Here is a 6,087-nt window from a genome sequence, read left to right as displayed (position 1 = left end):
GTTCCTCCCCGCGGTGGCGCTGGGGATCGGGAACGCGGCCGGGGTCGCGCGCTACATGCGCGGGTCGATGCTGGAGGTGATCCACCAGGACTTCATCCGCACCGCGCGGGCGAAGGGGCTCTCGGAGCGGAAGGTGGTCTTCAAGCACGCGCTCCGGAACGCGCTGATCCCCATCATCACCCTGCTGGGGCTCTACCTCCCCTTCCTCTTCTCCGGCGCGGTGCTGGTGGAGACGATCTTCGGGTGGCCGGGGATGGGGCGCGCCATCGTCGACGCCATCCTCCAGCGCGACTACCCGATGGTGATGGCCACGAGCTTCGTGATCGCGGCGATGGTGGTGATCGGCAACCTGATCTCCGACGTCCTGTACGCGGTGGTCGACCCCCGCATCCGCGCGGAGTGACGAGCGATGCCCGCCACCGTCACCCCCGAGCAGATGCCGCCCGAGCCCATCGCGCAGACGGCCACCCCCGCCGCCGGGCTCCCCGGGCGCGCCCCCGCCACCCCCGCGCAGGTGGCGATGTCCGTCGTCCCCGGCCTGGGCCACTTCGCGCGCGGCGAGTGGATCCCCGGGATGGCGCTGTTCTTCGCGTGGGGATTCACGCTGAGCGTCGCGTTCCTGACCCGCGCGAAGATCGGCGCCGTGTTCACCGGCCGCCGCGTTCCCATCGACGGCGTCGTGGCCGTCATCACGCTGGTGGGGATGGCAGCGGCGATCTGGGGATGGGCGTTCTACGACCTGGCCGCGCGGTCGAAGCGGCCGCGGCGGCTGCACGGCGACAGCCAGTGGTCCATCGCGGTGCGCCACTTCAGGCGCAACAAGCTGGCGATGGCGGGCCTGGCGGTGATGATCCTGCTCTACGTGATCACCCTGGTCACCCCGCTGATCGCACCGTACGACCCGGCCGAGCAGGGGAACATCATCCTGTCGCGGTACCTGGCGCCGTCGCTCGAGCACCTGATGGGCACCGACAAGTTCGGGCGCGACATCTTTTCCCGCGTGCTGTACGGGGCGCGCATCTCGCTGTCGATCGGCTTCATCGCGGTGGCGATCTCCATCACCCTGGGCACGCTGATCGGCGCGTTCGCGGGGTACTTCGGGGGGATCGTGGACAGCATCCTCATGCGCTTCACCGACATGATGCTGTCGTTCCCGCGCCTGGTGCTGCTGATCGTGGTGATCGCGCTGTTCGAACCCAACATCTACCTGGTGGTGACGGTGCTGGGCCTGACCGGGTGGATGGGCACCGCGCGCCTGGTCCGCGGCGAGGTACTGAGTCTCCGCGAGCGAGAGTTCGTGCAGGCGGCGAGAGCGCTGGGGATGGGCGACTGGCGGATCATCTTCCGGCACGTGATCCCCAACACCATGGCGCCGGTGATCGTGTCGGCCACGCTGGGGATCGGGCAGACGATCCTGACCGAGGCGTCGCTGTCGTTCCTGGGCCTCGGCGTACAGCCGCCCACGCCCAGCTGGGGGAACATGGTCAGCGACGGGCGTGACGCGCTGATCAACGCCTGGTGGATCGCCACCTTCCCCGGCATCGCCATCGTTGTGACGGTGGTGGCCTTCAACCTCCTGGGCGACGGCCTCCGCGACGCGCTGGATCCCAGGCTGAGGACGTGAGCATGGCAACGCAGGCGATTCCCGAAGCTTTGCCGGACACGATCTCGTTCGAGGAATTCCTGACGAGCTTTGACGGGGTGCACGCGGAATGGGTGGATGGGAGGGTCTACGTCATGAGCCCGAACACGGACCGGCATTCACAGGTCGCCAGGTTCCTGATCACCCTGCTCCAGACGTACGCGGAGGAGAAGGGCTTGGGCGAGGTGTTCGTGCCGGCCTTCGCGATGCGTCTTTCGCCCAAGCCGTCCGGCCGCGAGCCCGACCTGTTCTTCGTCTCGCGCGAGCACCTGGACCGCAACCGGGGCTCGCACCTGGACGGGCCGGCGGATCTCGTGATCGAGGTGATCAGCGCTTCGACCCGCGTGGTCGACCGGGGAGAGAAGTTCTTCGAATACGAGCAGGCAGGGGTGCCGGAGTACTGGCTGATCGATCCCGAGCGGAAGAAGGTGGAAGCGTACCGACTGGGGGAGGACGGGACGTATGAGCCCGTCCAGACGGGCGATCCGCCGGTACTGCGCAGCCACTCGCTTCCCGGGATGTGGATTGCCGTGGAGTGGCTGTGGCAGCAGCCAATGCCTCGCGTTACGTCGGTTCAACGCGAGTGGGGACTGATTTGAGCTCGACACGCACGAACAGGAGGCGGCCATGAGCCTGCCTGCGCTGCAGTACCCGAACGGCATCTCGTACGAGGAGTTCCTCGCAACGGTCGATGAGGGCACCTATGCGGAGTGGGTGGATGGCGAGGTGGTGCCGGTGACACCCCCGTCTGACGAGCACGCGCAGATCACCCTTTTCTTCGCGGAGATCCTGGACGGCTTCGTTCGCCGGACGCGGATCGGCGGGCAGGTCCGCCACTCCCCGTTCCAGATGAAGCTGCCTTCGAGTGCGCGGCAGCCCGACGTGCTGTGGGCTGCGGCGGACAAGGCCGACCGGTTCAAGCGGCTCGGCCTGGAAGGTCCGGCGGACCTCGTGGTCGAGGTCGTAAGCCCTGAAAGCCGCACGCGGGATCGCCGCGAGAAGTTCCGCGAGTACGCACAGGTAGGAGTCGCGGAGTACTGGATCGTGGATCCCATGCAGCGCACCTGCGAGGTCTTCCGTCTGTCGGGAGCGGGCACGTATCTCCCGCTCGCGCCGGGAGACCCGGCGCGGGTGGCGAGCAGCGTGGTCACGGGGTTCTGGATCGATCCAGCGTGGTTGTGGGCGGAGAGCCGCGATATGTGGAGGGCGTTCGAAGCGTGGGGGCTGATTTGACGCAGATCGACGAGGCGCGCGCGGCGCGGCCGGTCGCCGCGGCGGGGACGGGACCGATCCTGCAGGTGGAGAACCTGCGGACCTGGTTCAGGACCGACGCCGGGCTGGCGCGGGCGGTGGACGGGGTGAGCTTCCACGTGAACCCCGGCGAGACGCTGGGGATCGTGGGCGAGAGCGGGAGCGGCAAATCCGTGACCTCGCTGTCGGTGATGCGCCTGATCCCCCAGCCGCCGGGCGAGATCCATCCCGGCTCGAAGATCCTCTTCCGCAACGAGGCGGGCGAGATGGAGGACCTGGTGCTGGCGCCGGAGAAGCGGATGCGGCAGATCCGCGGCAACGACATCGCCATGATCTTCCAGGAGCCCATGACCTCGCTCAACCCGGTGTTCAAGGTGGGCGAGCAGATCGTGGAGTCGCTGCGCCTGCACCAGAACCTGGGGAAGAAGGAGGCGCGCGAGCGGGCCATCGACATGCTGCAGCTGGTGGGGATCCCCATCCCGCACCAGCGCGTGGACGAGTACCCGCACCAGCTCTCCGGCGGGATGCGCCAGCGCGTGATGATCGCGATGGCGCTGGCGTGCAACCCCAAGCTGCTGATCGCCGACGAGCCGACGACCGCGCTCGACGTGACCATCCAGGCGCAGATCCTGGAGCTGCTCAACCGGCTGCAGGAAGAGCTGGGGATGAGCATCATCCTGATCACCCACGACCTGGGCGTCGTCGCGGAGACGTGCGACCGGGTGATCGTGATGTACGCCGGGCAGGTGTTCGAGGAGGGCCCGGTCGACGACGTCTTCCACGATCCCCAGAACCCCTATACCGAGGGGCTGCTGCGCTCCATGCCCAAGCTGGGCGAGGAGGTGGAGCGGCTGGCGGTGATCCCCGGCGTGGTTCCCTCGCCGACGAACTGGCCGGCGGGGTGCCGCTTCCGCGACCGCTGCCCGTACGGGTGGGAGAAGACGGAGCGCGAGGAGCCGCCGCTGTTCGAGATCGGCCCCGGCCGCCGCAACAAGTGCTGGCTGGTGAAGTATCCCGAGCGGCGCGAGGAGGTGCGGCGCGCGGGCGGCGGCTTCACCCCCGCCGGTGTGGCGACGGGAACCGGCGCGGACACGCCCGTCGCGGGCGAGCCGGGGGAGGTGGGCTCGTGAGCACGCCAGACGCACGCACCCCCGCGGGCGGCCGCGGCGCCGCGGACGGCCACCTGGGCCACGGCGGCGAGTCTCCCGTCGGCCGCCCCCCGGCCGAAGGGCTGGTGGGCGAGGGGGTGACGCATCCCCCGGTCGCCGAGCCGTTCACGCGCGAGGGGGGCGAGATCGACCGCATTCCCGAGCGCCCCGAGCGGCGCGAGCTGCCGCCGGCCAAGGGCGACAGCGAGCTCGGCGGCCAGACGCCCGAGGACATGGAGGTGCCGGATGACTCGCTCCTGGTCGTGCGCCGGCTGCGGAAGTGGTTCCCCATCCGCAAAGGGCTGTTCAACCGCCACGTGGGCGACGTGAAGGCGGTGGACGGCGTCTCCTTCTTCCTGCGAAAGGGCGAGACGCTGGGGATGGTGGGCGAGTCTGGCTGCGGGAAGAGCACCACCGGGCGCACCATCCTCAAGCTGATCGAGCCGACGGAGGGCGAGGCGCTGTTCGGCGGGCGCAACATCTACCGGATGGACAAGGGCGAGTTGCGGGCGATGCGGCGCAAGGCGCAGATCGTCTTCCAGGACCCGTACAGCTCGCTGAACCCGCGGATGACGGTGGGCGACATGATCCGCGAGGTGCTGGCCATCCACGGGCTGGCGAAGGGGCAGAAGGCGCAGGACCGGGTGGCCGAGCTGCTCTCGGTGGTCGGCCTGCGGCCGGAGCACGCGGTGCGCTATCCGCACGAGTTCTCGGGCGGGCAGCGGCAGCGGCTGGGGATCGCGCGGGCGCTGGCGGTGGAGCCGGAGCTGATCGTGTGTGACGAGCCGGTCTCGGCGCTGGACGTCTCCGTGCAGGCGCAGGTGATCAACCTGCTGCAGGACCTGCAGAACCAGTTCGGCCTCAGCTACCTGTTCATCGCCCACGACCTGAGCGTGGTGGAGCACATCTCCGACCGCGTGGCGGTGATGTACCTGGGGCGGATCGTGGAGCTGTCGGACAGCGACGAGCTGTACCGCAACCCGCTGATGCCGTACACGCAGGCGCTCCTCTCCGCCGTCCCGATCCCCGACCCGCGGGCGAAGCGCAGCCGGATCGTGCTGGAGGGCGACGTGCCCTCGCCGGCCAACCCGCCGAGCGGGTGCCCGTTCCACCCGCGCTGCCAGCATCCGCTCAAGGACCAGGACTGCGCCGAGATCGTCCCGCCGCTGGCGGACAAGGGCGGCGGCCACTTCGTCGCCTGCATCAAGGTGCCGCTCGGCGCTGGCCAGGCGGGCGGCGGCAACGGGAAGGCGCTGCCGGTGATGCAGTAACGTCGACGTCGGCGCGGAAACTCGACGGGCGCGCTTCCTTTTCGGGGATGCGCGCCTGTTTTTCTGATGCATTCGATGCGGACGCGAAATTCCTTGCGTCCCGCCGAGCCTCGATTTACGGTGATTCTCCCCGCTCCCGCGATGCGAACCCTCATCAATCCCCGAGGTGGAGCATGCGCCGAATCTCCCTCGCCGCCGCGTTGTTCCTGGCCGGCTGCGCGACCGTGGCCCGACACGAGCCCGGGAAGGTCAACCTGCTCGTGCACAATCCCTCGTTCAACGCGGTGAACGTGCAGGTGTGCGCCCCCGTGTCGTGCACGCCCTACGTGACGGTGGCAGGACGGGCCAGCTCGCGCTTCAGCTTCGTTGCCGCGGGTGGCACGCGCGCAGTCGTAACCGCGAAGAAGGGCGATCGCATCGTGGCGCGGCACCCGATCGACTACGAGGCGGGCGACTTCTACCGGATCGAGCTGGACGTGTGGTGATCAGCCGCTCGGGCGCGGCGGGCGGATGAGTGCCGGCAGCGACATCAGCGTCCACGCGCCCTCGATCAACACGAAGCCCCATCGGCCGTCCACCAGCGCCACCCAGCAGAGCAGGCCGGCACCGAGCGTGTTGAGCAGCGAATAGAGCCGCTGCTCCTTCCCGAGCCACCCGCGCTGGTAGCCGAAGTACGCGCCGAGCACCATCAGCGCGCCGAGAACGGAGATCACCTGCAGGAACATCGCGTCCGTCGGTCCTTGAGAGAGGAAGAAACCGGCTCGCCGGGAAGGTA

General features: G+C 69.0%; 8 protein-coding genes. 7 read left to right on the top strand and 1 reads right to left on the bottom strand.

The window, feature by feature from the left end:
* From VF092_07535 to VF092_07505, 7 genes are all read left to right on the top strand, one after another.
* The coding region (locus VF092_07535) for an ABC transporter permease (GenBank protein ID HEX6747136.1) at window positions 1–403 on the top strand (403 nt) is incomplete at its 5' end.
* A 6-nt stretch (window positions 404–409) separates the two neighbouring features.
* Entirely contained in the window at window positions 410–1,624 is a 1,215-nt protein-coding gene (gene opp4C, locus VF092_07530; GenBank protein HEX6747135.1) for an oligopeptide ABC transporter permease, read from the top strand.
* A 2-nt stretch (window positions 1,625–1,626) separates the two neighbouring features.
* Window positions 1,627–2,241: a Uma2 family endonuclease gene (locus VF092_07525; GenBank protein ID HEX6747134.1), complete on the top strand. Its 615-nt coding sequence runs from the start codon at window positions 1,627–1,629 to the stop codon at window positions 2,239–2,241.
* 28 nt (window positions 2,242–2,269) lie between these two features.
* On the top strand, window positions 2,270–2,875 hold the full coding sequence (locus VF092_07520; GenBank protein HEX6747133.1) for a Uma2 family endonuclease: 606 nt from the start codon (window positions 2,270–2,272) through the stop codon (window positions 2,873–2,875).
* Complete coding sequence (locus VF092_07515; protein HEX6747132.1) at window positions 2,872–4,023, top strand: ABC transporter ATP-binding protein; 1,152 nt, start codon at window positions 2,872–2,874, stop codon at window positions 4,021–4,023. The genes VF092_07520 and VF092_07515 overlap by 4 nt, the downstream gene beginning before the upstream one ends.
* Entirely contained in the window at window positions 4,020–5,312 is a 1,293-nt protein-coding gene (locus VF092_07510) for a dipeptide ABC transporter ATP-binding protein (protein ID HEX6747131.1), read from the top strand. The genes VF092_07515 and VF092_07510 overlap by 4 nt, the downstream gene beginning before the upstream one ends.
* 173 nt (window positions 5,313–5,485) lie before the next feature.
* Window positions 5,486–5,797 (top strand): hypothetical protein, encoded by a 312-nt coding sequence (locus VF092_07505; GenBank protein ID HEX6747130.1) that lies wholly within the window; start codon window positions 5,486–5,488, stop codon window positions 5,795–5,797.
* On the opposite strand, the gene VF092_07500 is transcribed toward VF092_07505, so the two are convergent.
* Window positions 5,798–6,037: a hypothetical protein gene (locus tag VF092_07500; GenBank protein HEX6747129.1), complete on the bottom strand. Its 240-nt coding sequence runs from the start codon at window positions 6,035–6,037 to the stop codon at window positions 5,798–5,800. It lies immediately after the preceding gene.
* Window positions 6,038–6,087: the final 50 nt, after the last annotated feature.

The sequence above is a fragment of the Longimicrobium sp. genome (assembly GCA_036377595.1).
In the GTDB taxonomy this organism is placed as follows: Bacteria; Gemmatimonadota; Gemmatimonadetes; order Longimicrobiales; family Longimicrobiaceae; genus Longimicrobium.
This window is presented reverse-complemented; position numbering and strand designations above follow the sequence as displayed.

Bases quoted from the DNA above. Each gene is read 5' to 3' on its own strand.
- VF092_07525 (HEX6747134.1), top strand. From the start codon at position 1,627: ATGGCAACGCAGGCGATTCCCGAAGCTTTGCCGGACACGATCTCGTTC.
- VF092_07505 (HEX6747130.1), top strand. From the start codon at position 5,486: ATGCGCCGAATCTCCCTCGCCGCCGCGTTGTTCCTGGCCGGCTGCGCG.
- opp4C (HEX6747135.1), top strand. From the start codon at position 410: ATGCCCGCCACCGTCACCCCCGAGCAGATGCCGCCCGAGCCCATCGCG.
- VF092_07520 (HEX6747133.1), top strand. From the start codon at position 2,270: ATGAGCCTGCCTGCGCTGCAGTACCCGAACGGCATCTCGTACGAGGAG.
- VF092_07500 (HEX6747129.1), bottom strand. From the start codon at position 6,037: ATGTTCCTGCAGGTGATCTCCGTTCTCGGCGCGCTGATGGTGCTCGGC.